Below are 26,577 nucleotides of genomic sequence, written 5' to 3'. Positions count from 1 at the left end.
TAAATCAGAATGTTGGAGGAAAATAAAAAATGCCAAGGCAAGTACCAATTGAAAAATTAAGAAATATAGGAATAGTTGCCCATATTGACGCTGGAAAAACAACAACAACAGAAAGAATATTATTTTACACCGGAAAAACTTACAAAATCGGTGAAGTCCATGAAGGCGCTGCTACCATGGACTGGATGGAACAAGAAAAAGAAAGAGGTATTACAATTACATCAGCAACAACAGCTGCATACTGGAAGGGATACCAATTAAACATAATTGACACTCCAGGGCACGTTGACTTTGGTGTTGAAGTTGTTAGGTCTATGAAAGCTCTTGATGGTATCGTTTTCGTTTTTGCTTCGGTTGAAGGCGTTCAACCACAGTCAGAGGCAAACTGGCGATGGGCTGATAGATTTGGAGTTCCAAGAATAGCATTTGTTAATAAAATGGATAGAGTTGGTGCAAACTTTTTTGGCGTTTACGAAGATATGAAGAAAAAGCTTGGAACAAACCCTGTCCCTATCCAAGTACCAATTGGTGCTGAAGATAACTTTAAAGGTGTTGTAGACCTTTTTAATATGAAAGCTATCATTTGGGAAGGTGATGAGCTTGGTGCTAAATTTGAAGAGAAAGAAATTCCAGCAGAGCTTATAGACTTAGCACAAGAATGGCGTGAAAAAATGATTGAAGCTATCGTAGAAACAGATGAATCTTTAATGGAAAAGTACTTTGCCGGAGAAGAAATACCGGCTGAAGACTTAAAGAAAGCATTAAGAAAAGCAACAATAGAAAGAAAGCTTGTTCCAATGCTTTGTGGAACGGCGTTTAAAAATAAAGGTATTCAACCAATGTTAGATGCAGTAATAGATTTCTTACCTTCTCCTGTAGATGTTCCTCCTGTAAAAGGAGCTAATCCAAATACCGGCGAAGAAGAGGCAAGACATGCATCAGATGATGAACCTTTCTGTGCATTAGCATTTAAAGTTATGGCAGACCCTTATGCAGGACAGCTAACTTACTTTAGAGTTTACTCCGGTTCAGTAAAAGCTGGTCAAACTGTTTATGTTTCAAACAAAGGTAAAAAGGAAAGAATTGGTAGAATCTTAAGAATGCATGCTAACCAAAGAGAAGAGATTTCAGAAGTTTATGCTGGAGATATCGCAGCTGCTGTTGGTGTAGATGCAACCACTGGTGATACGCTTTGTGATGAAAAAGCACCTATTGTTCTTGAAAAAATGGAATTTCCAGAGCCGGTTATTGCGATGGCTATAGAACCAAAAACAAAATCAGACCAAGAAAAGTTATCTCAAGTTTTAAATAAATTTATGAAAGAGGACCCAACATTTAAAGTTTCTGTAGACCCAGAAACAAACCAAACATTAATCCACGGAATGGGTGAATTACACCTTGAAATCATAATAGATAGAATGAAAAGAGAACACAAACTTGAAGTTAACGTAGGTAAACCACAGGTTGCATACAAAGAAACTATCAAGAAAAAAGCAACGGCAGAAGGTAAATTTATAAGACAGTCTGGTGGTAGAGGTCAATACGGTCACGTTTGGATAGATATAGAACCAAATCAAGAAAAAGAATATGAGTTTGTAGATAAAATCGTTGGTGGTGTGATACCAAAAGAATTTATCCCAGCTGTAGATGAAGGTATTAGAGAAGCAATGAACCAAGGTGTCGTAGCAGGCTATCCTGTTATAAACGTAAAAGCTACACTTTTTGACGGTTCTTTCCACGAAGTTGACTCATCTGAAATAGCGTTCAAAATAGCTGGTTCTATGGCATTTAGAGATGCTATGAAAAAAGCAGACCCAGTATTGCTTGAGCCTATCATGCACGTCGAAGTAGATACACCTGAAGAATACATGGGTGATGTAATGGGTGACCTTAACAGAAGAAGAGGAAGAATCCTCGGAATGGAAAAAAGAGGGAATACTGTAACTATTAAAGCTGAAGTTCCATTGGCAGAAATGTTTGGATATGCTACAGATTTAAGGTCTATTACACAAGGTAGAGCGACGTTTGTAATGACATTTGAAAGATATGAAGAAGTTCCAAGACATATTGCTGAACAAGTTGCAGGACAAAGAAGTAAAGCTAACGCTTAAAAATATTTAGGAGGTAAAAATAAATGGCAAAAGAGAAATTTGTAAGAGGAAAAGAGCACCTAAACGTAGGAACAATAGGGCACGTTGACCACGGAAAAACAACATTAACAGCAGCAATCACATACGTACAAAGCAAAAAAGGATTAGCAAAATTTGTTGGATATGGAGACATAGACAAAGCTCCAGAAGAAAGAGAAAGAGGAATTACAATCAATATCACACACGTAGAATATGAGACAGAAAAAAGACACTATGCACACGTAGACTGCCCAGGACACGCAGACTACATCAAGAACATGATCACCGGTGCAGCGCAAATGGATGGAGCAATCCTTGTAGTATCAGCAGCAGACGGACCAATGCCACAAACAAGAGAACACGTACTCCTTGCAAGACAGGTTAACGTACCATACATCGTAGTATTCTTAAACAAATGCGACATGGTAGACGACCCAGAACTAATAGACTTAGTAGAAATGGAAGTAAGAGAACTACTAAGTAAATATGACTTTCCAGGAGATGAAGTGCCTGTAATAAGAGGGTCAGCACTTGGAGCATTAAACGATGACCCAAAATGGTTTGCATCAGTAGAAGAGCTATTAAAAGCAATGGATGAATACATACCAACACCTCCAAGAGAAACAGACAAACCATTCCTAATGGCAGTAGAAGACGTATTCACAATAACAGGAAGAGGAACGGTAGTAACAGGAAGAGTAGAAAGAGGAACATTAAAAGTAGGTGACGAAGTAGAGATAGTAGGACTATCGGAAGAGAAGAAGAAGACAGTAGTAACAGGAATCGAGATGTTCAGAAAACAATTAGATGAAGCAATAGCAGGAGACAACGTAGGAGTACTATTAAGAGGAATCACAAAAGACGAAGTAGAAAGAGGACAAGTATTAGCAAAACCGGGAACAATCACACCACACAAGAAATTCAAAGCACAAGTATACGTATTAAGCAAAGAAGAAGGTGGAAGACATACACCATTCTTCTTAGGATACAGACCACAGTTTTACATCAGAACAGCAGACATAACAGGAACAGTAGTAGAATTACCAGAAGGGCAAGAGATGGTAATGCCAGGAGATAACGTAGAGTTAACAGTAGAGTTAATGGTACCAGTAGCTATGGAAGAGCAAATGAGATTTGCGATAAGAGAAGGTGGAAGAACAGTAGGTGCTGGTGTTGTTACTAAAATAATTGAATAATCGCGAGGAATAGAAGATGCAGGAGAAAATCAGAATAAAGTTAAAAGCTTTTGACCATAAAGTTTTAGATCAATCTGTAAAACAAATTGTTGATACTGTTAAAAGAGGTGGAGGACTCGTAAAGGGTCCTATCCCTTTGCCTACAAGAAGAAGAGTTTGGTGTGTACACAGATCGCCACACAAGTTTGAACAATCCAGAGAACATTTTGAGATGAGAATTCATAAAAGACTTATAGAAATTGAAAATGCAACACCTCAAACTATAGAGGCTTTAATGGACATAAGCCTTCCAGCTGGTGTTGAAGTTGAAATCAAACTAAGTTAAAAGGAGAGATGGCAATGCCAAAAGGCATAATTGGAAAAAAAATAGGAATGACGAAAGTTTTTGTTAATGGAAAGGCAATTCCTGTAACAGTTATACAAGCTGGACCTTGCTATGTGGCTTATACAAGAACCCAGGAAAAGGATGGGTATAATGCAGTTGCTCTTACCTTTGGAGAAAGAAAAGAAAAAAATATTCCAAAGCCATTACTTGCAATTTTCAAAAAAGCTAACATAAAACCTGCAAAAGTTATTAAGGAATTTCCTTTAAAAGATGGAGAAACCGTAGAGCCTGGACAAGAAATTAGGATCGAAAATGTTTTTGAAAAAGGTGATTTAGTAGATATCACAGGCAAATCAAAAGGTAGAGGTTTTACCTCTGTAATGAAAAGATGGGACTTTGCAGGATTTCCTAAATCTCATGGTCATAGATATCACAGAGCTGTAGGTTCTATCGGTTGTAGAACAGAGCCAGGTAGAGTTTGGAAGACAAAGAGAATGGCGGGTCATTACGGTAATGAAACAGTAACAGTACTTGGCCTTGAAGTTGTTGATATAATTCCAGAAAAAAATGTAATATTAGTAAAAGGGTCTGTACCTGGTGCTCCAAACTCAACAGTATTCTTAAAACAAAGTGTAATAGCTGATAGAAGAAAAGGAAAATTAAAATTAGCAAAATCAAAAGCAATGTATGCTTAAACTCTACGAAAGAGGTGAATTAGATGGAATTTAATGTAGTTAATAATAAAAACGAAGTTATTGGAAAAATAAATTTAAAAGAAGATATATTTAAAACAGAAGTAAACCAAGGTACAGTTTGGGAAGTAATTAAATGGCATCTTGCATCTAAAAGAGCAGGGACAGCAAGCACAAAGACAAGAGCTGAAGTTGCAGGGTCAAACAGAAAAATTTACCCACAAAAAGGAACTGGTAGAGCAAGACATGGTGATATAAAAGCAAATATCTTTGTAGGTGGCGGAGTTGCTCACGGACCACATCCAAGGGATTATTATTTTGCTCTGCCCAAGAAAGTAAGAAGAAAAGTATTAAAGGGCGTTCTTACTTACAAGTTAAATAACAACGAATTAATAGTTGTAGATGACTTTAACTTTGAAGCACCTAAAACGAAAAATGCTATAGAAGTATTAAAAAGTTTTGGTTTAGAAAATTCAAAAGTTTTATTGGTTTTACCAGAAAAATTAGAAAATGTCATTAAATCCTTTAGAAACATTCCAAAAGTAAAAATATTACTTGCAGAAGGTATAAACTCTTACGATGTTTTAAACAATGATAAAGTAATTATATTTAAGTCTGCATTAGAAAAGATTCAAGAGAGGTTAGCACAATGAAAACCATCTATGACATTATAATTAGACCTGTTCTTACAGAAAAAGCTGTAAAAGACAATGAAAAAAAGAACACTTTAACTTTTGAAGTTGACATGAACGCAAGTAAAACAGAAATCAAAGAAGCGGTAGAAAAGATTTTTAACGTAAAAGTTAAAGAAGTAAGAACTCTGATAGTTAAACCAAAGCCAAAAAGATTTGGCTTTAGGTCCTCTGGATACAAGAAAGCATGGAAAAAAGCTATTGTAAAAGTAGAGTCTGAAAAACCAATCAATATAGCTGAATTAGTATGAGGTGATAAAAAATGGGTGTTAGAAAATTAAAACCAGTAACAAATGGAACAAGACATGCAATCCTATATGATTTTGCTGAAATTACAAAATCAGAACCGGAAAAATCATTAGTTGAGCCACTTAAAAAGCATGCAGGAAGAAATAATCAAGGTAGAATCACTGTAAGACACAGAGGTGGCGGTCATAAAAGACTATACAGAATTATAGATTTCAAAAGAGACAAATGGGGAATTCCTGCAAAAGTTGCGGCGATTGAGTATGACCCAAACAGAAGTGCAAGAATCGCTCTTTTACACTACTTAGATGGTGAAAAAAGATACATCATCTGGCCAGAAGGATTAAAAGTGGGTGATTATATAATGGCTGGACCGGATGCAGAGATTAAAGTCGGCAATGCACTACCTCTTGAAAACATACCGGTTGGTACACTTGTTCATAACATTGAATTAACACCGGGTAAAGGTGGCCAGCTTGTTAGAGCCGCTGGAATGTCTGCTCAAATACTTGGAAGAGAAGGCGATTATGTACAAATAAGATTGCCATCCGGGGAGCTAAGATTGGTTTATAAAAAGTGCATGGCTACGATTGGAGCAGTTGGTCTTGCTGAGCATGAACTTTTAGAGCTTGGTAAAGCTGGAAGGTCAAGATGGCTTGGAATTAGACCTACTGTTAGAGGTACTGCAATGAACCCAGCAGACCACCCACACGGTGGTGGTGAAGGTAGAACTTTTGGTAAGCATCCAGTTTCTCCTTGGGGATTACCAACTAAGGGATACAAAACAAGGAGAGGTGCAAAATACTCTGATAAATTCATAATAAAGCGTAGAGGTAAATAACAATGGGTTATAAAGGAAAGTGGAACGAAAGAAATAAAAATCCTTATGTAAATGAAAAAATACTTAAAAAAATTATAAAAATGAATGAAACAGGTGAAAGAAAAATTATAAAAGTATGGGATAGATCTTGCACTATTACACAAGAAATGGTTGGACATACAATTGCTGTTTATAATGGACAAAAATTTATACCAGTTTACATCCAGCCAGAAATGGTTGGACACAAACTTGGCGAGTTCTCTTTAACAAGAACATTTAGAGGGCACCCAGACAAATCAGCAAAAGTTGTAAAGAAAAAGTAGAGAGGAGTAAAAAATGGAGAATACCGCAAGAGCAATTTTAAGATACGCTCACCTTTCACCTTATAAGGCAAGACAGGTAATAAACCTTATCAGAGGAAAAGATATTGCAACGGCTTTGGCTATCTTATCTCAAATTCCTAAAAAGTCGGCAAGAATAGTTGAAAAAGTTTTGAAAAGTGCGATAGCAAACGCCGAGTTTAAAGGAATGGACATTGACAACCTTTATATCTCTAAAATCCATGCAGAAGAAGGACCAATGTTAAAAAGATATACTCCAAAAGCACATGGAAGAGCAACAATGATTAGAAGAAGATTTAGTCATATATATGTATACTTGGCTGAAAAGCAGCAGGAGGATAAGTAATGGGTCAAAAAGTACATCCAACAGGATTTAGATTAGGTATAACACAAGACTGGAAATCAAAATGGTACTCTGAAAAGAAAAAGTATACTCAAACTCTCCATGAAGATATAAAAATAAGAAAGTTTATTGAAGAAAGATACAAACAAGCTGGAATCTCTTCTGTATTGATAGAAAGGCTTGGGGATAGAATGAGAGTTAAAATCATGGCTGCAAGACCAGGTATCGTTATAGGTGCTAAGGGTGCTGAAGTTGAGAAATTAAATGAAATAATCAAAAAATTAACATCTACAAAAGAAGTAATTGTAAACGTTGATGAAGTGAAAAAACCAGAATTAGACGCCAAATTAGTTGCTGAAGATATCGCTCTTCAATTAGAAAGAAGGGTAACTCACAGAAGAGCAATGAAAAAGGCTATAGATTCTGCTTTAAAAGCTGGTGCAAAAGGAATTAAAACACAAGTTGGTGGAAGAATAGGCGGTGTGGATTTAGCAAGAAAAGAGTGGTTTATGGCTGGAAGAATGCCACTCCAAACTTTAAAAGCAGATATTGACTATGGAACAGCCAGAGCTTCTACAAAATACGGTATCCTTGGAATTAAAGTATGGATATATAAAGGCGATAAATTAGAAGGAAAAGCGGAAGAAGTTCTTAGCAGAGTAGAAGAAGAACTTCACACAACTTAATTTAGAAATCAAGGAGGTTTAAAATATGTCTTTACTTCAACCAAGAAAAGTTAAATGGAGAAAACCTCAAAAAGGTAGAACAAAAGGGAAGGCTACAAGAAGAAATCAAGTTGATTTTGGCGAATATGGATTACAAGCGTTAGAACCGGGAAGATTAACATCAAGACAAATAGAAGCTGCCAGAATTGCCATCGTAAGAGAAGCAAAAAAAGGTGCTAAAGTTTGGATCAGAGTATTTCCACACAAGCCTGTTACTAAAAAACCTGCTGAAACTCGTATGGGTAAAGGAAAAGGTGATTTAGACCACTACGAAGCAATCGTAAAACCTGGTCATATCCTTTTTGAACTTGCCGGTGTTCCTGAAGAGGTTGCAGCAGAAGCATTTAGAAAAGCAGGTCACAAACTTCCAATTAAAACAAGATTAGTAAAAAGTGTTGAGTAGAGGTGAATAGCATGAAGGCATCAGAATTAAGAAAATTATCAAACGAAGAGTTAAAAGAAAAAATATTGGAATTAAAAAAGAAACTATTTAATTTAAGATTCCAAAATAAAATTGGTTCTATCAGCAATACTGCGGAAATCAATCAAACTAAAAAAGATATTGCAAGAATTTTAACTATTCTAAGAGAAAGAGAATTAAACAAAACAAATGGTTAAGAGGTGAAAAATGACAGTAGGTAATGAAACTAAAAAAAGAGTTAAAGAATTTGTAGGAAAGGTTGTTAGCAATAAAATGGATAAGACCGTGGTCGTTGCTGTTGAAAGAAAATTTCCACACCCACTTTATGGAAAACAAGTTAAGAAAACAAAAAAGTTTTATGCCCATGATGAAGAAAATAAATGTAATGAAGGCGACATTGTAAGAATAAGAGAATCTCGTCCGTTGTCAAAGTTAAAGAGATGGGTTGTTGTTGAAATTATTCAGAGTGCGAAAAAATAATATTGATTTAAGAAATAAAAAGTAGTATAATATTAGTTTGTCTTTCTAAAAAAGGTAAAAAGGAGCGGCAGTTATGATACAGAGAGGAACATATTTAAATACTGCAGATAATTCAGGAGCTAAATTGGTACAGTGTATAGGTATCCCCGGCGGTGCAAAAAAAATGCATGCTACCGTAGGAGATGTAATCACCGTTACTGTTAAGTCTGCTATCCCAAGCGGAACCGCAAAAAAGGGGAAAGTTTATAAAGCTGTAGTTGTTAGAACAAAAAAAGAAGTAGCTCGTCCTGATGGTAGTTATGTAAAGGCGGATGATAACGCAGTCGTGCTTTTAAATAACCAGCTTGAACCAATAGGAACACGTATACTTGGACCTGTATGTAGAGAATTAAGGTCAAAAGGATTTTATAGAATCGTATCCCTTGCTCCGGAGGTAATTTAATAATGATAAAGCTTAAAAAAGGCGACCCTGTAATAGTTTTAACTGGAAAAGATAAAGGGAAAGTTAGCAAAATAAAACAAATTATTAGAAAAGATGGAAAAGTTAAAGTTGTAGTAGAAGGTGTAAATGTTGTTAAAAAGCATTTAAGACCTATACAAGGAGTTAGAGAAGGTGGAATTGTTGAAATTGAAAAGCCAATAGATATTTCAAATGTTGCATATTACGATGAAAAATCAAAAAGACCTGTAAAGGTTGGAATAAAGTATGTAGTAGAAGGAAATAAAATTTCAAAAGTAAGAATAAATAAAAAGTCCGGCGAAATTATAGATAAAGTATGGGAAAAAATTAAAAAAGAGGTATAGTAAATGGCTGCAGTAGTAGGGTATAAACCAAGACTTCAAACTAAATATGAGCAAGAAGTTGTGAAGAAACTTATGGAAAGATTCGGTTATAAAAGCCCAATGCAAGTTCCAAAAATCAAAAAAGTAGTTGTCAATATGGGTATTGGAAAAGCGACAGAAGATATTAAATTATTAGATAGAGCGGTGGAAGACCTTACAGCTATTGCAGGTCAAAAACCTGTAATCACAAGGGCTAAAAAATCAGAAGCTGCTTTTAAATTAAGAAAAGGGCATCCAATTGGTGCTAAAGTAACATTAAGAAAAGATAGAATGTGGGACTTTCTTGAGAAGTTAATTTCTGTAGCTCTTCCAAGGGTAAGAGACTTTAGAGGCCTTAATCCAAAATCATTTGACGGTAGAGGTAATTACTCATTTGGTTTATCTGAACAAATTATCTTCCCTGAGATTGATTATGATAAAGTTGATAAAATCAGAGGAATGGACATAATTATTGAAACAACTGCAAAAACTGACGAAGAAGCCCTTTGGTTGTTGTCTTTAATAGGTTTACCAATCAGGTCAGTATAATTTAGGAGGAAAATTAAATGGCTCGTAAATGTTTATTAGTAAAATCTTTTATAAAAAAACCAAAATATTCAACAAGAAATAAATCAAGATGCCCATTATGCGGAAGACCAAGAGGTTATATTAGACAATTTGGAATGTGTAGAATATGTTTTAGAGAAAAAGCACTCAGGGGTGAAATACCTGGGGTAAGAAAAGCAAGCTGGTAGGAGGATAGAAATATGATAACAGACCCAATCGCTGATATGATTGCAAGAATAAATAATGCAATTAAAGCAAGAAAAGATGAGGTAAGTGTTCCAACTTCTAAAATCAAAGAACAATTATCAGAAATTTTAAAAAGAGAAGGGTATATAGAAGATTATGTTGTATCTGAGGAAAATAAAAAAGGTAATCAAGGAACCCTCATAATAAAATTAAAATACTTAGGAAGAAGAAATACTAAACCTGCAATTTCTAAAATTCAAAGAGTTTCAAAACCTGGTTTGAGAAAATACGTATCCGTCGATGAAATGCCATATGTTCAAAAAGGACTTGGCATCGCTATTCTTACGACAAACAAAGGTATAATGACAGACTCAGAAGCAAGAAAGCAAAGACTTGGCGGCGAAATCATATGTTATGTCTGGTAATAAAATAAGGAGGCAATAAATGTCAAGAATTGGAAAAAAACCGATAGATATACCTAAGGGAGTTGAGGTTTCAATCGCTCCGGACAATACTGTTAGCGTGAAAGGTCCAAAGGGGCAGCTCTCTTATAAATTTCATCCAAGTATCTCAATCACAAAAAATGAAAATCAAATCATAATTGAAAGAAAATCTGAAGACCCATTTTCACGAGCAGTTCATGGAACTACAAGAGCACTCTTAAACAATATGGTCAAAGGTGTAACAGAAGGTTTTACAGAAGAGCTTGAAATTGTTGGTATTGGTTATAGAGCAGCTGTAAAAGGAAATAACTTAGAATTAACCTTAGGTTATTCCCATCCTGTAATTTATCCAATTCCAAAAGATGTACAAATAACCGTAGAAGGGAATACTAACATTAAAGTTAGTGGTATTGACAAACAAAGAGTTGGTCAAGTTGCTGCAGAAATTAGGTCATTTAGAGAACCAGACCCATACAAAGGAAAAGGCATAAGGTATAAAGGTGAAGTGATTAAGCTAAAAGCTGGTAAAACTGTCGGTAAAAAATAATCAAGGAGCGTAAAAGATGGCAGTAAAAAGTAGAAATGAATCAAGGGTAATTAGACATAAAAGAATAAGAAAAAAAATCTTTGGAACGGCTGAAAGACCAAGATTGGCTTTTTATAGAAGTTTGAATGCTATTTATGCACAAATAATAAATGACGAAACAGGTGAAACTCTTTTATCAGCATCAACTATTGATAGAGATTATGTTGCTAAGTATGGAAAAAGAGGCGGAAAATCTATGGAAGATGCTAAAAAATTAGGTCAGTTTTTAGCTGAAAAAGCTATTGCAAAAGGCATACAGAATGTTGTTTTTGATAGAGGAGGCTTCTTATATCACGGAAAAGTTAAAGCCTTTGCTGATGCAGCAAGAGAAGCTGGATTAAACTTTTAAAGGAGAGAGTGATGGGTGTAAGAAATATAGAAAGATTGATTGAGCAAAGAATTAAAGAAAATCCAATAAATCCAGATATACTTAACTTAGAAGAAAAAGTTGTTGAAATCAGAAGAACCACTCGTGTTATGGAAGGTGGAAGACGTTTTTCATTCAGCACACTTGCTATAGTAGGCGATAGAAATGGTCATGTTGGATTTGGACATGGTAAAGCAAGAGAGGTTCCGCCATCTATCGCAAAAGCTATAGCAGATGCGAAAAAAAGAATTATTAAAGTTGCTTTAATTGAGGGTACTGTTCCGCACGATGTTTATGGAGAGTATGACTCAGCAGTGGTTTTATTAAAACCTGCAAGGAGAGGTACTGGTGTGGTTGCAGGTGGACCAATGAGACCAGTATTAGAGCTCTTGGGAGTTACCGACGTTTTAGCAAAAATCGTTGGAAGAACTACAAATCCTAATGCTGTAGTTAGAGCAACGTTTGACGCACTTTTAAAGCTCAAATCTCCAGAAGAAGTTGCAAAAGTAAGAGGATTAGAAGAAGAAAAAATAAAATCTGTATATAGAATATATGCAGGAGGAGTGCCTGTAAGATGAAAATAAAAGTGAAATTAATTAAAGGATTGGCTGGTAAAGATCAAAAACAAAAACAAGCATTAAGATCTCTTGGATTAAAGAAGATTTATGAAGAAAGAATTTTAGAAAAAAATCCTGCGGTACTTGGCAATTTAGATAAAGTAAGACACTTAGTTAAAGTGGAGGAAGTTGAATAATGAGATTACATGAATTAAAACCTAACGAAGGTGCAACTCATAAAAAGAAAAGAGTAGGCAGGGGAATCGGATCAGGACATGGTAAGACTTCAACGAAAGGTCAAAAAGGACAGACATCAAGGTCTGGCGATTCTAAGCTTCCAGCAAGATTTGAAGGTGGACAAACTCCATTTATAATGAGAATTCCAAAAAGAGGATTCAAAAATCCTTCGAAGATAGAATACGAAATCGTTAATTTAAAAGCTCTTGAAAATAAATTTAATGAAAATGAAGAAGTTAATCCTCAAACCTTAAAAGAAAAAGGATTGGTGAAAAAAGGAGAATGTGTAAAAATCCTTGGTGATGGTCAGTTAACCAAAAAATTAACTGTTAAAGCCCACGCTTTTTCAGCTTCAGCTGAAGAGAAAATCAAATCAGTTGGCGGAATAGCTGAAAAAATAACAGCGGAGACAACTTGATAGAAAAAATAATCAACATACTCCAAATAAAAGAATTAAGAAATAAAATTCTTTTTACCTTAATTATGCTCTCTGTTTACAGATTGGGGACTCATATTCCAGTCCCCGGTATTAATTCCGAAACTTTACTTCATTATTTTAACTCTTCAGGTGGAGCACTTTTTAACATTTACAATTTATTCTCAGGTGGAGCCTTAGGAAGATTCTCCATTTTTGCCCTTGGAGTAATGCCATACATTTCTGCATCAATCATCATGCAGCTTTTAACTGCTGTCATTCCATCCTTAGAACGCCTTCAGAAAGAAGAAGGTGACTATGGTAGATGGAAGATTTCTCAATACACAAGATATTTAACAATTGCAATTGCGGGCTTTCAATCCTTAGGTTTATCTATATGGTTATCTAATCTTAAAACTGAGGCTGGAGCATCTCTAATTTCTATATCTCCTTTTTGGTTTGTAATTCTTACAACCGTTATAGTTACAACAGGGACGGTATTTTTAATGTGGATTGGCGAGAAAATTACTGAATTTGGTATTGGAAACGGTATTTCAATGATTATTTTGGCAGGTATAGTTGCTGGCATAATTCCTGCTATTTTAAAAACATATGAGCTTTTAAAAGTTGGCGAACTTTCAATATTGACACTTTTGTTAGCTATATTGATAATAGTATTGGTTGTAGCTGGTATTGTTTATATTCAAGAAGCAGAAAGAAGAATTCCTATACACCATGCAAGAAGGTCTATATCAATTACAAATCAATCTGCATCTTACCTTCCATTTAAACTTAATCCATCTGGTGTGATTCCAATTATTTTTGCCGTTGCAATTTTAATGTTCCCAGCAACAATAGCTCAATTTTTTGCAGGACATAGTGAAATAGCACGTATTATCGTTGATTATTTATCTCCACAAAGTTATGTTTATTTTGCTTTATACGTTGGACTAATTATCTTTTTTGCATATTTTTATACTGCAATTTTAATTAATCCTGTAGATATTGCAGATAACTTGAGAAAAAGCGGTGCATTTATACCTGGTGTTAGAGCAGGAACTCAAACGGTTGAATATTTAAATTATGTATTAACAAGGCTTGTTTTTGCAGGGTCAATTTTCTTAGCTGTTATAGCGGTATTACCAATGATACTAATTAAACTCTTAAATGTTCCATTCTATTTTGGCGGTACATCAGCTTTAATCGTAGTAGTTGTTGCCCTTGATACAATTCATCAAATTGAAGCTTATTTAGCCATGAAAAAGTATGAAGGATTTTTAAAGAGAGGTTAGGAAATGTCTAAAATAATTATCTTTCTTGGACCACCGGGAGCTGGCAAAGGAACACAATCACAATTATTAAAAGAAAGAAATGGCTTTATTCAAATTTCAACGGGAGATTTATTAAGAGAAGCAGTAAAAAATCAAACAGAATTAGGTAAATTAGCAAAACAATATATGGACGAAGGAAAACTTGTTCCAGACGACCTTATTATCTCTTTAATCAAGGAAAAATTACAAGAATATGCGGATAAAAATATAATTTTTGATGGCTTTCCAAGAACAATTCCACAGGCTGAAAGCTTAGATAATTTGTTATCCCATCTAAATAAAAACGTTGATGCTGTTATTCTCTTTAAAATCGAAGATGATGAAGTAGTAAAAAGACTCGCAGGGAGAAGAGTTTGTCCGTCTTGTGGAGCAGTTTATCATATGATTTACAATCCTCCAAAGACTGATGAAATATGTGATAAGTGTGGAGCCAGATTGATACAAAGAGATGATGATAAAGAAGAGGTTATAAGAAAGCGATTGGAAGTTTACCATCAACAAACAAAACCATTGATTGAATATTATAAAAATAAGATAGTAGAAATAGATGCAACAGATAACCCAAAAAATATTTACAATAAAATTGCATCTATGATATAATATTTGGTTCAAATGATAGAATTAAAAACTAAAGAAGAAATTGAGAAGTTAAGGATTGCCAACATACACGTAGCAGAAATTTTAAATTTATTAACTGAATATGTAAAGCCTGGAGTTAGTGCTGCTGAGCTTGATGAAATTGCTTTCAATGAATGTAAAAAACGAAATGTCAGACCTGCTTTTTTAGGTTTATACGGTTTTCCAGCTTCATTATGTGTTTCAATAAATGAGGAAGTTGTACACGGTATTCCAAGGAAGGATAAAATCATAAAAGAAGGCGATTTGGTAAGTCTTGATTTTGGCGTAGAATACGATGGTTGGTATGGTGATGCTGCTATAACGGTGGCAGTTGGAGAAATCAGTGATAGAAAACAAAGGTTAATAGAAGGTGTCAAATTAGCATTGGATAAAGCTATTGAACTTTGTTATCCGGGTAATAATTTAAAGGATATAGCAAGAGTTATAGAAGAAACGTTAAAAAGTTATAAATTAACACCTGTTTGTACTTATGGCGGGCATGGTATAGGTAGAAAGCCACATGAAGAGCCTCATGTCACAAATTGCTTGACAAATGCAGAAAATATTGAATTGAAACCGGGAATGGTTTTAGCCATTGAACCGATGGCTTACTTAGGCAAAGGGAAAATCAGAAAATTAAAGGATAATTGGACGATAGTTACAACTGATAAAACCCATGCTGCCCATTTTGAACATAGCGTAGCAATTACAGAAAATGGACCATATGTTTTATCAAAAATTTAAAAGGATGAAATAGAAATGGGAAAGAAAAAAGAAGCTCAAGAAAAGGAAAAAGGAATAGTTTTAGAAGGTACTGTTTTAGAGGCCTTACCTAATGCTATGTTTAAAGTCCAATTAGAAACAGGGCATGAAATATTAGCCCATGTTTCAGGTAAGATGAGAATGCACTTCATAAAAATACTTCCAGGTGATAAAGTTAAAGTTGAGCTGTCACCTTATGATTTAACCAGAGGAAGAATTATATTTAGAGTTTAAAGAAGGAGGAATAATTATGAAAATTAAAGCATCTGTTAAACCAAGATGTGAAAAATGCAGGATTATAAGAAGAAACGGTAGAGTTATGGTTATCTGTGAAAATCCAAAGCATAAGCAAAAACAAGGTTAAGGAGGCTAATTCAGTATGGCACGTATAGCAGGTGTAGATTTACCAGATAGAAAAAGGTTAGAAATCGCCTTAACTTACATTTATGGAATAGGTAAGACAAGAGCTAAGGAAATCTTGGAAAAGACTGGAATTGATGGAATGAAAAGAGTTGGGGAATTAACTCCAGACGAATTAAATACAATTAGAAGATTTATAGAACAAAATTATAAAGTTGAAGGTGACCTTAGAAGGGAAGTATCTCTTGCAATTAAAAGGCTTGTCGATATGGGTTGCTATAGAGGGATTAGACATAGATTAGGTCTCCCTGTTAGAGGTCAAAGAACAAAAACTAATGCAAAAACAAGAAGAGGAAAAAGAAAGAAGTAATTTAATAAAAAGAGGTGCATAAAATGGCGAAAAAAAGAAGAACTGTTAAAAAAGTAAAAAGAACAGTAACATCTGGGATTGCTCATATTCAATCTACATTTAACAATACAATTGTAACTATTACTGATAAAGAAGGAAATGCTTTAACATGGGCAACAGGTGGTACAGAAGGTTTTAAGGGAACAAGAAAGAGTACTCCATATGCCGCTCAGCTTGCGGCTCAAAAAGCAGCAAAAAAAGCTATGGATGAATATGGATTAAAAGAAGTTGAAGTATGGGTTAAAGGTCCAGGTGCGGGTAGAGAACCAGCTATAAGAACATTGGCTGCAATGGGACTTACAATTAAAGCGATTAGAGATGTTACGCCTATACCTCACAATGGATGTCGTCCAACAAGTAAAAGGAGGGTTTAATTTATGGGTAGATATATTGGGCCATTAACAAAAGTTAGTAGAAGATTAGGAGTTTTTGTTGGCGGTGATATAGAATCTTTTCAAAAGAGAAATTTTCCACCAGGTCAACATGGTAGAACTCAAGGAAGAAAGAAGCTTTCAGACTATGGAGTTAGATTGCAAGAAAAACAAAAATTAAGATTTTTATACGGCGGAATTAGAGAAGGACAATTCAAAAGATATTTTGAGAGAGCATCTAAAGCGGCTGGAAATACTGGTACAGTATTATTACAATTACTTGAAAGAAGGCTTGATAACGTTGTATACAGACTTGGTTTTGCAAAAACAAGGCTTCAGGCAAGACAATTGGTAAAACATGGCCACTTCTTAGTAAACGGAAAAAAAGTAGACATCCCATCTTATGAACTTGATAAAGGCGATATTATTGAAGTTAGAGAAAAAAGCAAAAAATTAGAAGTTTTTAAAGAAAATTTAGAGAGTAGAGATCCTCGTTCTGTTCCAAGATGGTTGGAGATCGATAAAGACAATTTTAGAGGAAAGGTTGTTGAAATTCCAGAGGAAATTGAATTAGAAATTCCAGTTAACGTTCAGTATATCATTGAGTACTACTCGATGTAATGATATTCCCCAAAACCGCCTGCCGGGTATAGGGGTTAAAATGGGCGGTAAATAAATAGCCCGGTACCGGTACACCGGTTTAATATGGAGTTAAAATGTCATTATTAGATTTTGTAATGCCAACAAAAATTTACTGGGATGAAGCAACTAAAACAGATACATACGGAAAGCTTTATGTTGAACCATTAGAAAGAGGATTTGGTATAACTATTGGTAATGCCTTAAGAAGAGTTTTACTCTCTTCATTGCCCGGAGGAGCAATTACGGCTGTTAAGATAATGGGTGTTCCTCATGAATTTACAACAATTAAAGGTGTACTAGAAGATGTAGTTGAAATAGTATTAAATTTAAAACAAATAAGATTGAAAATAGATGAGAATATAGAAAGAGATTTTGCTATATTAGAAGCAGAAAATGTAGGTAAAGTATATGCAAAAGATATAAAATTTCCAGCAGGAATAGAGTTAGTTACACCGGATGTGCATATCTGTACAATCTCTGAACCGACGAAGTTGCAAATGGAATTTAGAGTAGAAAGAGGCATTGGTTATAAAACAGTCGAAGAATTAGAACCTATTTCAGAAATAGGTTGGATAATTATAGATACAGCTTTCTCTCCAATTAGAAAGGTCGCGTTTAATGTAGAACCTACAAGGGTTGGAGATAAAACAGATTATGATAAATTAATTTTGGAAATTGAAACAGACGGGACAATTACACCGGATGAAGCATTAACAAAGGCATCAAATATTCTTATTGATCATTTTAATATTTTACAAAAACCAACTGTTAAAAAAGTTCAAGTAATTAAGAAAACCGTAGCTCCAAAATCTGAAGAAATAAAAATTGAAGAAGATAAACTTTCTTTATCTATAGATGAACTTGAAATTTCTTCAAGGGCTATAAATACTCTTAGAAAGCTGGGAATAAACACAATTGGTGATTTAGTGAGATTGTCTGAAGAAGATTTAAGAGAAGCTAAAAGCATTGGTAGAAAATCTTTAAAAGAGATCAAAGATGCTTTAGCAGAAATGGGATTAGAATTAGCCCCATCAAAATTAACATCTTAATAAAAAGGAGGCTTAAAAATGCGTCATAGAGTAAAAACGAAAAGTTTTCATAGAAAAAAAGAACAGAGAGAAGCTTTATTTATAAATCTTGCTAAAAGTTTAATACTAAATGGCAAGGTAGAAACAACTCTTCCAAAAGCGAAAGCCTTAAGGTCTTTTGTTGAAAAGCTTGTAACTTTGGCTAAAGAAGACACTATCCATTCAAAAAGGTTGGTAGCTCAAAGATTAAAAGACCAAAAAGTTGCAAAGAAGCTGTACACTGAAATAGCACCATTATTTAAAGAGAGAAATGGTGGATATACAAGAATTTATAAATTAGAAAACAGAAGAATTGGCGATGGTGGAGAAAAGGCTCTAATTGAGTTTGTAGAATATCCAAGCTAAATGTTTATCATATCTCAATTTTTTGTGGCAATGTCTGAAGTTTTGGACATTGCCCTTGAACTCTATAAGTGGATTGTCATAATTGCCACCTTAATATCCTTTGTAAATCCAGACCCTTATAATCCAATCGTAAAATTTCTAAGAAATGCAACCGAACCGATTTTTAGATTAATCAAAAGATATATTCCAACAGTTATTTATAACGTAGATTTTGCTCCTTTTATTGTGATTCTAATTATTATTTTTCTTCAAAAGTTTTTAGTCCCAATTATTTATAATTTTGGTATGAGTTTAAGATAACCAGGCTTTTATAATTTATTAATCACTTTCTCACTTCTTAAACAACTTTTTAAAATTAGGGTGTTCCAAGTTTCAACCAAGTCTAAAATTAACCAGTCTCTTGATCGTCATTCTGAGCGTAAGCGAAGAATCTCCTTTTTCCTCACTTTTAAAAGAGGAGATCCTTCGGCCTTACGGCCTCAGGATGACAGAGAAAGCGAAAGTATGTTAACAATTGCTTTATTTGTCATTCTGTAGCCGGCGAAAAATTTCTTAAATTTACCTCTCACTTTCTCACTTTCTCACTTCTTAAACAACTTTTAAACTCAACTTTTCCAATCTTTCTCTTCTTTGAAACTCTTCTTCTATAGCTTTTAAAACTTCCATTTTATATTTTGGAGAACACCAATATGGAGCTACAAGTTCATCTTCCGTAGCTTCTCCTGTTATCCTATGGACTATTATATCTTTTGGCAGGTATAATAAGAAATCAACGGCTAATTTTGCATATTCTTTCATATCAAGCTCTTTTATTTCTCCTCTGTGATACTGCTTTTCCATCGCAGTATGTTTTACTATATGAAGTGGATGGATTTTTATGCCATCTATTGGCAGTGCCGCAATAAGCTTTGCTGTTTCCATCATATCATCATAGTCTTCACCAGGAAGTCCAAGAATAACATGGACGCAGATTTTTATTGAAGACCTTTTTTTAGTTCTTAAAACTGCATCAACAAATTCAGAAACTCCATGAGCTCTGTTTATTTTTTTTAGTGTTTTATAATGGGCTGTTTGCAGACCATACTCTACCCATATTTCAGGTTTTTCAATGGTGTAAGAAGCTATCAGATCAAGAACTTCCTCCGGTACACAGTCTGGTCTTGTTCCGATAGACATTCCGATTATTTCTGGATAACTCATTGCCTGGTCATAAACTTCTCTAAGCTTTTCAACTGGTGCATAAGTATTTGTAAATGCCTGAAAGTATGCAAGAAAACCTTTTGTGTTTTTAAATTTATTCTTATAAAATTCCATGCTTTTTTCTATCTGATCTTTTACAGTTTGTTTTGTCATAGCATACGGGCTAAAAGATTCATTATTACAAAATGTACATCCACCCGATGCTTTAGACCCGTCTCTGTTTGGACATGTAAAACCTGCATCTATTGCTATTTTCTGAATTCTTCCACCGTATTTTTCTTTAAGATAATCATTAAACTTTCTGTAATACATTTTTTACCGTCCTTGTAGAGAGATTTTTGTTAATTTAATATAGTCTGCCACCTTATTTAAACAATGTATAACCTCATTCTATTTAAAAAAAATATAGATATAAATTTAAAAATACGTCGAGTGAGAAATCAATAAAAGTAGGAGATTCTTCGCACGGCTGCAGAATGACAAATAAGATTACCCTTTTTCTATTGCTTACTATTCAACCTTTGACTGTCATCCTGAGGACTTTAGTCCGAAGGATCTCCTTCTTAAGTTTAATAAAAATTTCTAATTTCTCATCCAAGGTATTTTTGATAAATATAATAATCAACTGCCGTGTTTTAAACAATGTTTATTTTAACATATAATCAATGATTTGAGTTATAATAATACTTTAAAAAATTCGCAGGAGGATTTTGTTTTATGTATAAAGTCTTGGTCACTGATGATATATCTCCAAAAGGATTGGAAATATTAAGCAACGATGAAGAAATAGACCTTGATTATCAACCAGAGATTAAATTTAATGAATTGCTTGAAATAATTAAAGATTATGATGCGATTATCACAAGAAGTAGAACGCCGGTTACAAAAGAACTTTTAGAAAGAGCAGAAAAATTAAAGGTAATAGGTAGGGCTGGAGTAGGCGTTGATAACGTAGATTTAGAAGAAGCTTCTAGAAGAGGTATTTTAGTTGTAAATACTCCGGGGGCTAATACGATCGGTGCTGCTGAAATCACAATGGCGCATCTATATGCAGTCTTAAGAAAGCTGCATTTAGCTCATGACTCTGTAAAGGCTGGTGAGTGGAAAAGGTCAAAGTTTATGGGTGAAGAGTTAGACGGAAAGGTGGTTGGAATAATTGGTCTTGGTAATGTTGGTTCTCAAGTTGCTATCAGATGTAAAGCAGCAGGAGCAAAGGTTATAGCTTATGACCCATACATTCCAAAAGAAAAAGGTGATAGGCTCGGTGTTGAGATAATAGACGATTTACATGAGCTTATAAAGATATCTGATATTATTACTCTTCATTGCCCATTAACAGAAGAAACAAGAAATATGATAGGAAAAAAAGAATTTGACCTTATGAAGAAAGGTGTTTATTTCATAAACTGTGCAAGAGGCGGGATCGTTGATGAAGATGCTTTGTATGATGCAATTCAAGAAGGCAAAATAGCCGGGCTTGGACTTGATGTATTCTCAAAAGAGCCACCGGATGAAAGAATCAGAAGATTATTTGAATTTCCAAATATTAGCCTATCTCCACACATTGGAGCAAATACTTATGAATCACAAGATAACGTGGCAATTAAAATAGCTCAGTATGTTATAGCTGCTTTAAAAGGTCAGTTTGTTGAGGTGGCAGTAAATGCACCATTTACAATAACAGAAGGATTTGAAAACATAAAAGCATATCTTGAACTAGCAGAAAAGCTTGGAAGCTTTTTAACTCAGTATGCAGGAGGACATTTTACAGAAATAAACATAGAAGTTAGAGGAAGTATAAAACAGCATATAGAACCGATAACAGCATTTTTCTTAAAAGGCTTTTTATCGCCAATTTTAGATACACCTGTTAATATAATTAATGCACCTTTCATAGCAAAAGAAAGAGGGGTTAATATCGTCAAATCTACAAGAGAGGCAGGGCTTAACTTTAAAGAGTTTATAAAAGTTACTGCAAGGTCTAAAGATAAAGAAGTGTCTGTCGGTGGAACTGCTCTTTATGACAAATTCCCAAGAATCATGATGGTTGATAACTACTGGATAGATATTGAACCACAAGGTGTGATTTTAATGTTTGAAAATAAAGACGTTCCTGGTGTAATCGGAAAACTTGGGACATTGCTTGCAAAACATAATGTAAACATAGCAGGATTTAGACTTGGAAGATTAGAAAAGGGTAAAATAGCTCTTGGAGCTCTTCAGCTTGACGATAGATTAAATGAAGAAGTTTTAGAGGAAATTCATCAAATACCAGAAATTATAAAAGCAAAACAAGTTATATTATAAGGAGGCGATAAATTGTCTGATAAGAAAATTAGAGTAGCTATTGCCGGGGTTGGAAACTGTGCAAGTGCTTTGATTCAAGGAATTTATTATTACAAAGATAAGCAAAATTTAGAAGCAAGCGGAATAATGCATGAAGAGATAGGCGGATATAAACCTTGGGACATAGAAATAGTGGCAGCATGGGATATAGATGCCAGAAAAGTAGGTTTTGATGTAAGTCAGGCAATTTTTGCACAACCAAACTGTACGACAATTTTTAAAAATGATGTTCCATATATGGGCGTTAAAGTCAGAATGGGTAAAGTCCTTGACGGCTATCCAGAACATATGAAAAACTACCCACCAGAAAATGCTTTTGTCTTAGCAGATGCAAAAGAAGATAGTTTAGAAACAGTTGTGAAAGTATTGATAGAATCAAAAGCAGATGTTTTAGTTAACTATGTGCCAGTTGGAGCTGAAAAGGCAGCAAGATTTTATGCTCAAGCATGCTTAGAAGCGGGTGTTTCATTCATAAACTGTATGCCAACTTTCATAGTATCTGACGATGAATGGGCTAAAAAATTTGAAGAAGCAGGCATACCGGTAATCGGAGATGACATTAAATCACAAGTTGGAGCAACAATAACTCACAGAGTTCTTACTCAGCTTTTATTAGAAAGAGGCGTTAAAGTAGATAGAACATATCAATTAAACGTTGGTGGCAATACTGACTTTTTAAATATGCTTGAAAGAAGTAGATTAGAGACTAAGAAAAAATCTAAAACAGAAGCTGTTACATCTTTAATACCTTACGGCATAGACTCAAGAAACGTTCATATTGGACCAAGTGATTATGTACCATGGCTAAAAGATAAAAAACTTGCTTTTATCAGAATAGAAGGAAGATTATTTGGTGATGTTCCTATGAACATTGAACTTAGATTGGAAGTTGAAGACTCACCTAACAGTGCAGGGGTTGCAATAGATGCTATAAGATGTGCTAAACTTGCTCAAGACAGAGGAATAGGTGGTCCGTTATATTCTATTTCTGCATATACGATGAAACATCCACCAATCCAGTATAAAGACTATCAAGCAAGACAGATGGTTGAAGAATTTATAGCAGGAATTAGAGAAAGGTGAGAATAAAGGTAAAAGTTAAGCCGGGTACAAGTAAAAACGAAGTTAAAAAGATAGATGAAAATCTTTATGAAGTAAGAACAACTACAATACCGGAGAAAGGAAAGGCAAACGAAAAAGTTGTTGAGCTTTTATCTGATTTTTTCGATGTTCCAAAAAGTAAAATAAAGATAGTTAAAGGTCAAACAAGTAGAGAAAAAGAGGTGGAGGTAGGAGAGTAACTACCTCCTTTTGATGTATTACCAAGTTTTATTCTCTTCCTTTTTTTCATCCTTTTTTTCGTTTTCTTTAGCTATAACTGGTCTTTCTATGATTTTATCTTTAGCATAGGTTTCTGCTAAATAGTTTGTAGCTTCAACAATAACCTCTCTTGCAACAGTATCCAATGCTAAATTATTCGACCAGCTCCATCCACCGCCACCACCGAAGCCACCAACTCCACCAGCACCAAAGAGTCCCCATGATGTTTTTTCAGAGTTAGCTTTAAAGCTTTTAGCTTCACTAATCTCTAATGTAACAGGGTCCATTAAAGCTACATCTATGCCAACTTCTGCAGATTGGGTATCTTTTTTAATTGCACCAATTATGGGTATAAGACCACCACCTAATGCACCAGAGCTTCTTGATAAAGCAATTTGAGTAATAGTTAAGTTTATAAACTTATCAATTTTTGGAGGTTGAACTTTTTGTCCTGTTGCTTCTAATTTTTTCTTGACTTGTTCGAATTGGTCTAAGTCAATAACTTTAAAACATCCACTTTCTTTAAGGGCGGTAATTAACATGTTCCCAAGTCCTTTTCCAATTCCTTGCACATTAGCACTTCCACCAAAAATAGCTGCAAGCATGTTTTGTTTAGGGTCAGCTGGAGCTTCACAAGCTTGAGCTTTGCAATCAACAGAACCTAAAGCAACGGTCATTACAGGCTGAGAGCATTTTACGATAGGTAGCTTGTTTTACTGTACTTTCGTTTCATCTCCTGCAAATGCAAAGCTAGAGACTGTAGCAACTGCTAAAGCTGATAAGAAGATTTTTTTCATAAGAAACCCTCCTGCAAATTTTTTCTAATACTATAAACGAAAAATTTTCCATTTTCTGACATATTGTATTAGTGAAAAGAAGTATTGGAAGTATAGATTTGAAAAAGTTTTATTCTGGGATTACTCGCTTGCTCAAAATCACTTTTTATTTGGAAGTTTTATTTTTGCTATCCTGAACAAATAAAAAATATGTTAAAATGCTTTTGGTGAGAAAGCATGGATTTTTACAAAATTTGGATAAGGAGATCCTTTAGACTAAAGTCTTCAGGATGACAGGAAAAGGTTGATTGATAAGATTAGAGGAAGGACATCCTTGTCTGTCATTCTGAGCGAAGCGAAGAATCTCCAACTTTTATTGAATTTTTAACCCGACGTATATGTATGGCAAACTATAAAAACTTGCATAAATTAAACACAAAATTTTAGATTGGAGGTAAAAAGGATTTTAAAATTAGAAGTTCAAATCCCGGCGGAAGCATTTTTTAACGTTGTAGGAACAAAGGATGAAAATCTCAGATTCTTTGAAGAAATCTTTGGATTAAAAATCTTTGCAAGAGGAACGTCAATCATAGCATCAGGAAAAGAAGAAAATTTAGACAGATTTGAAGAATTTATGGAAAAAGTGTCTTCTTATTTTGAAGTTGGACACGTTTTAATGCCTTCTGATATTAGAAATCTTGCCATTGGCTTTAAACTTGAAAAAGAAAGCCTAAAAGCTCCAAAAGAAGAAGATTTTACTGATACTATCCTATTTTCTCATAAAAGAAAGCCAATAATGGCTAAAACCCCAACTCAAAAGCTTTACGTAGAAACTATAAAACAAAATGATATAACATTTGGAATTGGTCCAGCTGGAACAGGTAAAACATACCTTGCAATGGCTGTAGCAGTCTCTTATTTAAAACAAAATAAAGTAAATAGAATAATTCTTACAAGACCAGCAGTAGAAGCAGGAGAAAAGCTCGGATTTTTACCCGGCTCCTTAGAAGAGAAAGTAGACCCGTATCTAAGACCATTGTATGATGCACTTTACGATATGGTAGACCCGGAGAAAGTGGCTGATATGATAGAAAAAAAAGTTATAGAAGTTGCACCCCTTGCATTCATGAGAGGAAGGACTTTAAACGATGCTTTTATCATTCTTGATGAAGCACAAAATACAACAAAAGAACAGATGAAAATGCTCCTCACAAGAATTGGTTTTGGCTCAAAAGCTGTTATCACGGGAGATATTACTCAAATAGACCTACCAAAAACAGCCCAATCTGGTTTAGTAGAAGCTATAAATGTTTTACAAGATGTCAAAGGGATTGGGTTTGTTAAATTTTCTGAAAAAGATGTTGTCAGACATCCAATAGTACAAAGAATAATAGAGGCTTATAGTAGATATGAAGAACAAAACTCAAAAGAATAGAATTTTAATCAACAAAGAAGTTTATAGCAAAGAAATAACAAAGAAATTTTTAAAAGATATTACTGAAAAAATTTTATCAGAGCTTAATCTTAATAATGTTGAAATAAGCATCACATTGACAGATAATGAAAGAATAAGAGAAATAAATAAAGAATGGAGAGGAAAAGACAAGCCTACAGATGTTCTATCCTTTCCACAAGATGAAACAATTGGATATAAATATAGACTTTTGGGAGATGTTATCATCTCCCTTCCTTACGCAAAAGCTCAAGCAGAAGAAATAGGGCTTACTCTTAGAGAAGAAGTTTTGAGATTATTGGTTCATGGAATTTTACATTTACTTGGCTATGACCATGAAACAAACGAAGAAGATGCAAAAATAATGTTTGATTTGCAAGATAAAATTTTTGACAAACTTACCTGCGAGCTATAGCACCCATAGAAATTAAAGCGTTATATACTTTATAAGCGTAATCTTTTCTACCGTTATAACGCCATATTGCATCCCATGTAAGCCCGTATCTCAAAACATTTTCTTTTAAAATATAAGCTGAAACCAATATATTAGAACAAGGGTCTAACAACTGTTGCGGTCTTAAGCCTAGTCTTTTGATATTTCTTGCATTAATCTGACCTACACCAACATCATAATTGTATCCATTGTCATGTAAATACTGAAGATATATAGCTGCCTCTTCCACAGACTTAGGATTTATTACTTTAACAGACATTCCATTTTGATTAATATTTATAACCCATGGTCTAAATCCTGACTCAACCTTTGCTATTGCTACAAGAAGCTGATAAGGTATATCATATTGAGCAGCCGCTTTAACAAAACATTCTTGATAAGGCACTTCAGCAAAAGAAATTCCTATTGTTAAAAGTAGAGTTATTAATATTTTTCTCATCATCTTATCCATTTTATTTATAATTTCGGTTGTTTTGAAAAATATTTTAGCATAGAAATGCGAAATAACTTTA

The 26,577-nt window shown here is 34.3% G+C and carries 42 protein-coding genes; 39 read left to right on the top strand and 3 right to left on the bottom strand.

What is annotated here, in order from left to right; genetic code table 11:
• Window positions 1-29 precede the first annotated feature (29 nt).
• From fusA to SYO3AOP1_RS01340, 34 genes are all read left to right on the top strand, one after another.
• Complete coding sequence (fusA, locus tag SYO3AOP1_RS01505; protein ID WP_012459027.1) at window positions 30-2,111, top strand: elongation factor G; 2,082 nt, start codon at window positions 30-32, stop codon at window positions 2,109-2,111.
• A gap of 23 nt (window positions 2,112-2,134) precedes the next feature.
• Window positions 2,135-3,325: an elongation factor Tu gene (gene tuf, locus SYO3AOP1_RS01500; protein WP_012459026.1), complete on the top strand. Its 1,191-nt coding sequence runs from the start codon at window positions 2,135-2,137 to the stop codon at window positions 3,323-3,325.
• A 16-nt stretch (window positions 3,326-3,341) separates the two neighbouring features.
• The gene (gene rpsJ / locus SYO3AOP1_RS01495) at window positions 3,342-3,650 is read left to right on the top strand and encodes a 30S ribosomal protein S10 (RefSeq protein WP_007546165.1); all 309 of its coding nucleotides are present in this window, start codon (window positions 3,342-3,344) and stop codon (window positions 3,648-3,650) included.
• 14 nt (window positions 3,651-3,664) lie between these two features.
• Window positions 3,665-4,345 carry a 50S ribosomal protein L3 gene (gene rplC / locus SYO3AOP1_RS01490; RefSeq protein ID WP_012459025.1) on the top strand — a complete coding sequence of 227 codons (681 nt, stop codon included), beginning with the start codon at window positions 3,665-3,667 and terminating at the stop codon, window positions 4,343-4,345.
• A gap of 23 nt (window positions 4,346-4,368) precedes the next feature.
• On the top strand, window positions 4,369-4,995 hold the full coding sequence (gene rplD, locus SYO3AOP1_RS01485) for a 50S ribosomal protein L4 (RefSeq protein ID WP_012459024.1): 627 nt from the start codon (window positions 4,369-4,371) through the stop codon (window positions 4,993-4,995).
• Entirely contained in the window at window positions 4,992-5,285 is a 294-nt protein-coding gene (gene rplW, locus SYO3AOP1_RS01480) for a 50S ribosomal protein L23 (protein ID WP_012459023.1), read from the top strand. The genes rplD and rplW overlap by 4 nt, the downstream gene beginning before the upstream one ends.
• 11 nt (window positions 5,286-5,296) lie before the next feature.
• On the top strand, window positions 5,297-6,121 hold the full coding sequence (gene rplB / locus SYO3AOP1_RS01475) for a 50S ribosomal protein L2 (RefSeq protein WP_012459022.1): 825 nt from the start codon (window positions 5,297-5,299) through the stop codon (window positions 6,119-6,121).
• A 2-nt stretch (window positions 6,122-6,123) separates the two neighbouring features.
• Window positions 6,124-6,423 carry a 30S ribosomal protein S19 gene (rpsS, locus tag SYO3AOP1_RS01470; RefSeq protein WP_012459021.1) on the top strand — a complete coding sequence of 100 codons (300 nt, stop codon included), beginning with the start codon at window positions 6,124-6,126 and terminating at the stop codon, window positions 6,421-6,423.
• A 13-nt stretch (window positions 6,424-6,436) separates the two neighbouring features.
• Window positions 6,437-6,787 carry a 50S ribosomal protein L22 gene (gene rplV / locus SYO3AOP1_RS01465; RefSeq protein ID WP_012459020.1) on the top strand — a complete coding sequence of 117 codons (351 nt, stop codon included), beginning with the start codon at window positions 6,437-6,439 and terminating at the stop codon, window positions 6,785-6,787.
• On the top strand, window positions 6,787-7,470 hold the full coding sequence (gene rpsC, locus SYO3AOP1_RS01460) for a 30S ribosomal protein S3 (RefSeq protein WP_012459019.1): 684 nt from the start codon (window positions 6,787-6,789) through the stop codon (window positions 7,468-7,470). Before rplV ends, rpsC begins: the two co-directional genes overlap by 1 nt.
• Before the next feature lie 25 nt (window positions 7,471-7,495).
• A complete protein-coding gene (gene rplP / locus SYO3AOP1_RS01455; RefSeq protein WP_012459018.1) occupies window positions 7,496-7,912 on the top strand; it encodes a 50S ribosomal protein L16 in 417 nt (138 codons plus the stop codon).
• Window positions 7,913-7,923: 11 nt separating this feature from the next.
• Window positions 7,924-8,127: a 50S ribosomal protein L29 gene (gene rpmC, locus SYO3AOP1_RS01450; protein ID WP_012459017.1), complete on the top strand. Its 204-nt coding sequence runs from the start codon at window positions 7,924-7,926 to the stop codon at window positions 8,125-8,127.
• 10 nt (window positions 8,128-8,137) lie between these two features.
• Window positions 8,138-8,410 carry a 30S ribosomal protein S17 gene (rpsQ, locus tag SYO3AOP1_RS01445; protein ID WP_012459016.1) on the top strand — a complete coding sequence of 91 codons (273 nt, stop codon included), beginning with the start codon at window positions 8,138-8,140 and terminating at the stop codon, window positions 8,408-8,410.
• Window positions 8,411-8,483: 73 nt separating this feature from the next.
• The gene (rplN, locus tag SYO3AOP1_RS01440) at window positions 8,484-8,852 is read left to right on the top strand and encodes a 50S ribosomal protein L14 (protein ID WP_012459015.1); all 369 of its coding nucleotides are present in this window, start codon (window positions 8,484-8,486) and stop codon (window positions 8,850-8,852) included.
• A 2-nt stretch (window positions 8,853-8,854) separates the two neighbouring features.
• A complete protein-coding gene (gene rplX / locus SYO3AOP1_RS01435; RefSeq protein ID WP_012459014.1) occupies window positions 8,855-9,214 on the top strand; it encodes a 50S ribosomal protein L24 in 360 nt (119 codons plus the stop codon).
• A gap of 3 nt (window positions 9,215-9,217) precedes the next feature.
• Window positions 9,218-9,781 (top strand): 50S ribosomal protein L5, encoded by a 564-nt coding sequence (rplE, locus tag SYO3AOP1_RS01430; RefSeq protein ID WP_012459013.1) that lies wholly within the window; start codon window positions 9,218-9,220, stop codon window positions 9,779-9,781.
• A gap of 17 nt (window positions 9,782-9,798) precedes the next feature.
• Window positions 9,799-9,987, top strand: a complete 189-nt coding sequence (locus SYO3AOP1_RS01425) for a type Z 30S ribosomal protein S14 (protein WP_012459012.1) — start codon at window positions 9,799-9,801, stop codon at window positions 9,985-9,987.
• A gap of 12 nt (window positions 9,988-9,999) precedes the next feature.
• The gene (gene rpsH / locus SYO3AOP1_RS01420; RefSeq protein WP_012459011.1) at window positions 10,000-10,410 is read left to right on the top strand and encodes a 30S ribosomal protein S8; all 411 of its coding nucleotides are present in this window, start codon (window positions 10,000-10,002) and stop codon (window positions 10,408-10,410) included.
• 19 nt (window positions 10,411-10,429) lie between these two features.
• Entirely contained in the window at window positions 10,430-10,975 is a 546-nt protein-coding gene (gene rplF, locus SYO3AOP1_RS01415; protein WP_012459010.1) for a 50S ribosomal protein L6, read from the top strand.
• Window positions 10,976-10,991: 16 nt separating this feature from the next.
• The gene (rplR, locus tag SYO3AOP1_RS01410) at window positions 10,992-11,363 is read left to right on the top strand and encodes a 50S ribosomal protein L18 (protein ID WP_012459009.1); all 372 of its coding nucleotides are present in this window, start codon (window positions 10,992-10,994) and stop codon (window positions 11,361-11,363) included.
• Window positions 11,364-11,374: 11 nt separating this feature from the next.
• Entirely contained in the window at window positions 11,375-11,959 is a 585-nt protein-coding gene (gene rpsE, locus SYO3AOP1_RS01405; protein ID WP_012459008.1) for a 30S ribosomal protein S5, read from the top strand.
• Window positions 11,956-12,135: a 50S ribosomal protein L30 gene (gene rpmD / locus SYO3AOP1_RS01400; protein ID WP_012459007.1), complete on the top strand. Its 180-nt coding sequence runs from the start codon at window positions 11,956-11,958 to the stop codon at window positions 12,133-12,135. Before rpsE ends, rpmD begins: the two co-directional genes overlap by 4 nt.
• Window positions 12,135-12,593: a 50S ribosomal protein L15 gene (gene rplO, locus SYO3AOP1_RS01395; protein WP_012459006.1), complete on the top strand. Its 459-nt coding sequence runs from the start codon at window positions 12,135-12,137 to the stop codon at window positions 12,591-12,593. The genes rpmD and rplO overlap by 1 nt, the downstream gene beginning before the upstream one ends.
• Window positions 12,590-13,882: a preprotein translocase subunit SecY gene (gene secY, locus SYO3AOP1_RS01390; protein WP_012459005.1), complete on the top strand. Its 1,293-nt coding sequence runs from the start codon at window positions 12,590-12,592 to the stop codon at window positions 13,880-13,882. The genes rplO and secY overlap by 4 nt, the downstream gene beginning before the upstream one ends.
• A 3-nt stretch (window positions 13,883-13,885) precedes the next feature.
• Window positions 13,886-14,521 carry an adenylate kinase gene (locus tag SYO3AOP1_RS01385; RefSeq protein ID WP_012459004.1) on the top strand — a complete coding sequence of 212 codons (636 nt, stop codon included), beginning with the start codon at window positions 13,886-13,888 and terminating at the stop codon, window positions 14,519-14,521.
• Between the two features lie 12 nt (window positions 14,522-14,533).
• Window positions 14,534-15,283 (top strand): type I methionyl aminopeptidase, encoded by a 750-nt coding sequence (gene map / locus SYO3AOP1_RS01380; RefSeq protein WP_012459003.1) that lies wholly within the window; start codon window positions 14,534-14,536, stop codon window positions 15,281-15,283.
• A 15-nt stretch (window positions 15,284-15,298) separates the two neighbouring features.
• Window positions 15,299-15,535 carry a translation initiation factor IF-1 gene (infA, locus tag SYO3AOP1_RS01375; protein WP_012459002.1) on the top strand — a complete coding sequence of 79 codons (237 nt, stop codon included), beginning with the start codon at window positions 15,299-15,301 and terminating at the stop codon, window positions 15,533-15,535.
• A gap of 16 nt (window positions 15,536-15,551) precedes the next feature.
• A complete protein-coding gene (gene rpmJ / locus SYO3AOP1_RS01370) occupies window positions 15,552-15,665 on the top strand; it encodes a 50S ribosomal protein L36 (protein ID WP_012459001.1) in 114 nt (37 codons plus the stop codon).
• A 15-nt stretch (window positions 15,666-15,680) separates the two neighbouring features.
• A complete protein-coding gene (gene rpsM, locus SYO3AOP1_RS01365) occupies window positions 15,681-16,031 on the top strand; it encodes a 30S ribosomal protein S13 (RefSeq protein WP_012459000.1) in 351 nt (116 codons plus the stop codon).
• A 23-nt stretch (window positions 16,032-16,054) separates the two neighbouring features.
• Window positions 16,055-16,444, top strand: coding sequence for a 30S ribosomal protein S11 (rpsK, locus tag SYO3AOP1_RS01360; protein WP_012458999.1), 390 nt, complete (start codon window positions 16,055-16,057; stop codon window positions 16,442-16,444).
• 3 nt (window positions 16,445-16,447) lie between these two features.
• A complete protein-coding gene (gene rpsD / locus SYO3AOP1_RS01355; protein ID WP_012458998.1) occupies window positions 16,448-17,062 on the top strand; it encodes a 30S ribosomal protein S4 in 615 nt (204 codons plus the stop codon).
• Between the two features lie 95 nt (window positions 17,063-17,157).
• Window positions 17,158-18,132: a DNA-directed RNA polymerase subunit alpha gene (locus SYO3AOP1_RS01350; protein WP_012458997.1), complete on the top strand. Its 975-nt coding sequence runs from the start codon at window positions 17,158-17,160 to the stop codon at window positions 18,130-18,132.
• An 18-nt stretch (window positions 18,133-18,150) separates the two neighbouring features.
• Window positions 18,151-18,516 (top strand): 50S ribosomal protein L17, encoded by a 366-nt coding sequence (gene rplQ, locus SYO3AOP1_RS01345; RefSeq protein WP_012458996.1) that lies wholly within the window; start codon window positions 18,151-18,153, stop codon window positions 18,514-18,516.
• A 30-nt stretch (window positions 18,517-18,546) separates the two neighbouring features.
• Window positions 18,547-18,816: a YggT family protein gene (locus tag SYO3AOP1_RS01340; protein ID WP_281340767.1), complete on the top strand. Its 270-nt coding sequence runs from the start codon at window positions 18,547-18,549 to the stop codon at window positions 18,814-18,816.
• A 288-nt stretch (window positions 18,817-19,104) separates the two neighbouring features.
• Here SYO3AOP1_RS01340 and SYO3AOP1_RS01335 read toward each other — a convergent pair whose 3' ends face one another.
• The gene (locus tag SYO3AOP1_RS01335; RefSeq protein WP_012458994.1) at window positions 19,105-20,028 is read right to left on the bottom strand and encodes a TIGR01212 family radical SAM protein; all 924 of its coding nucleotides are present in this window, start codon (window positions 20,026-20,028) and stop codon (window positions 19,105-19,107) included.
• 405 nt (window positions 20,029-20,433) lie between these two features.
• On the opposite strand from SYO3AOP1_RS01335, the gene serA reads away from it, so the two are divergent.
• The 3 genes from serA to SYO3AOP1_RS01320 are packed head-to-tail and all read left to right on the top strand — an operon-like array spanning window position 20,434 to window position 23,363.
• Window positions 20,434-22,023, top strand: a complete 1,590-nt coding sequence (serA, locus tag SYO3AOP1_RS01330; protein ID WP_012458993.1) for a phosphoglycerate dehydrogenase — start codon at window positions 20,434-20,436, stop codon at window positions 22,021-22,023.
• A gap of 12 nt (window positions 22,024-22,035) precedes the next feature.
• On the top strand, window positions 22,036-23,145 hold the full coding sequence (locus SYO3AOP1_RS01325) for an inositol-3-phosphate synthase (RefSeq protein ID WP_012458992.1): 1,110 nt from the start codon (window positions 22,036-22,038) through the stop codon (window positions 23,143-23,145).
• Window positions 23,142-23,363 (top strand): DUF167 domain-containing protein, encoded by a 222-nt coding sequence (locus SYO3AOP1_RS01320; protein ID WP_012458991.1) that lies wholly within the window; start codon window positions 23,142-23,144, stop codon window positions 23,361-23,363. Before SYO3AOP1_RS01325 ends, SYO3AOP1_RS01320 begins: the two co-directional genes overlap by 4 nt.
• 18 nt (window positions 23,364-23,381) lie before the next feature.
• Here the strand turns inward: SYO3AOP1_RS01320 and SYO3AOP1_RS01315 are convergent, their stop codons facing one another.
• Window positions 23,382-24,059, bottom strand: coding sequence for a CsgG/HfaB family protein (locus tag SYO3AOP1_RS01315; protein ID WP_012458990.1), 678 nt, complete (start codon window positions 24,057-24,059; stop codon window positions 23,382-23,384).
• A 547-nt stretch (window positions 24,060-24,606) separates the two neighbouring features.
• On the opposite strand from SYO3AOP1_RS01315, the gene SYO3AOP1_RS01310 reads away from it, so the two are divergent.
• Both SYO3AOP1_RS01310 and ybeY read left to right on the top strand, forming a co-directional pair.
• Window positions 24,607-25,593, top strand: coding sequence for a PhoH family protein (locus SYO3AOP1_RS01310; RefSeq protein ID WP_012458989.1), 987 nt, complete (start codon window positions 24,607-24,609; stop codon window positions 25,591-25,593).
• On the top strand, window positions 25,568-26,026 hold the full coding sequence (ybeY, locus tag SYO3AOP1_RS01305; RefSeq protein ID WP_012458988.1) for an rRNA maturation RNase YbeY: 459 nt from the start codon (window positions 25,568-25,570) through the stop codon (window positions 26,024-26,026). The genes SYO3AOP1_RS01310 and ybeY overlap by 26 nt, the downstream gene beginning before the upstream one ends.
• Here the strand turns inward: ybeY and SYO3AOP1_RS01300 are convergent.
• Window positions 26,010-26,516, bottom strand: a complete 507-nt coding sequence (locus tag SYO3AOP1_RS01300) for a lytic transglycosylase domain-containing protein (protein WP_281340766.1) — start codon at window positions 26,514-26,516, stop codon at window positions 26,010-26,012. The genes ybeY and SYO3AOP1_RS01300 overlap by 17 nt on opposite strands.
• Window positions 26,517-26,577 lie beyond the last annotated feature (61 nt).

This window comes from Sulfurihydrogenibium sp. YO3AOP1 (assembly GCF_000020325.1).
GTDB lineage: Bacteria > Aquificota > Aquificia > Aquificales > Hydrogenothermaceae > Sulfurihydrogenibium.
The sequence above is the reverse complement of the archived record's forward strand: the minus strand, read 5'-3'. Positions and strand labels throughout refer to the sequence as shown.